The following is a 1,248-nucleotide window of genomic DNA, read 5'->3' as shown; positions in this document are numbered from 1 at the left end:
GCGCTCATCGGCCCATCCTTGCGGCAAACTGCTTCCGGGTCAGGAACCAGCCCAGCACGGCCAGGCCCACCAGCACTACGACGTGCAGGACGGTCAGCAGCGGAGGCTCCTGGTACCCGTAGCTGAACACCCGGCCCAGCTCGGTACCGTGCCAGATGGGCGAGATCCAGCCAATCCATCTGACGGCCGGCGGGAGGCTGTCCAGGGGAAAGAACGTGCCGGAGAACAGGAACAGCGGCATCACGATAAACCGCATCACCAGGGCGAACTGGCCCTTGTCCTCAGTAATGGACGCGGAGTACGCCATCAGCGGCAGGCCAAAGGAGAGTCCCGCCAGCGTGGCCACCAGGATGGTTACCCAGCCCCACCCGCCGGGTGCCGCACCAAAAAGTGCCACCGCCGCAAAATAGACGGCGGACTGCAGCAGGAAGCGCAACGTCACCGCCATGATGTGTCCGGCAGCAATCTGCTGGGGCGTCAGCGGCGAGGCATGGGGCCCAAAGTAGGTCCGGCGCCATTTGAAGCCGTCCATCACAGGGAAGGTGAATTCATTTGCGGCGGTCATGACTGCTGCGGACACCAGCAGCGCCGGCGCCACGAACGTCACGTAACCCACTCCCCCGAAGGCTCCGGCGCCCTGCGGGTCGACCAGTGTTGCCAGGCCCACGCCCATGGCAAACAGGTAGGCCACCGGGTGGCCCACGCTGTACATGATGAGGGACCAGCTGTACCCCTTCATCACCCGGAGCACCTGCTCGGCGTAGTAAAAGGCACCCCAGCGCCTCGCCTTGGCAGCCGCTACTTCGGGGCTGTGTGCCCGCGCAGGCGCGCGGGACACGTCCGTCGTCGCGGCCACGCCCGCTTCCGGGCCCAACCCCGCCTTCTCATTCAACAAGGCTCCTGCCCGTCAGCCGGAGGAACACATCTTCCAGCGAGGACCTCCGTACCAGCGAGGTCAACGGCCGCAGGCCGCGGGACGCTACCTGTTCAAGGGCCGCCTCGCCGTCGTGCGCGTAAATCAGTACCCGGTCCGGCAGGACCTCCAGGCGATCCCCGATGCCGTCCAGTTCCGCGGCGATGGTGGTGTTCCGTTCGGATCCGAACCGCAGCTCAACCACCTCCCGCGTGGAATGCCCGCGGATCAGTTGTGCCGGTGATCCCTCCGCCATGATACGGCCCTTGTCCATCACGATGAGCCGGTCGCACAGCTGCTCGGCCTCGTCCATGTAGTGGGTGGTCAGGACCAGC

The 1,248-nt window shown here is 65.9% G+C and carries 2 protein-coding genes; both read right to left on the bottom strand.

What is annotated here, in order from left to right:
* Nucleotides 1-4: 4 nt before the first annotated feature.
* Complete coding sequence (locus AC5RWX_RS33480) at nucleotides 5-856, bottom strand: ABC transporter permease (protein ID WP_494100455.1); 852 nt, start codon at nucleotides 854-856, stop codon at nucleotides 5-7.
* Nucleotides 857-884: 28 nt separating this feature from the next.
* The coding region (locus AC5RWX_RS33475; protein ID WP_494100454.1) for a DrrA family ABC transporter ATP-binding protein at nucleotides 885-1,248 on the bottom strand (364 nt) is incomplete at its 5' end.

The sequence above is a fragment of the Arthrobacter sp. SPT-J7 genome, from assembly GCF_059089965.1.
The sequence above is the reverse complement of the archived record's forward strand: the minus strand, read 5'-3'. Positions and strand labels throughout refer to the sequence as shown.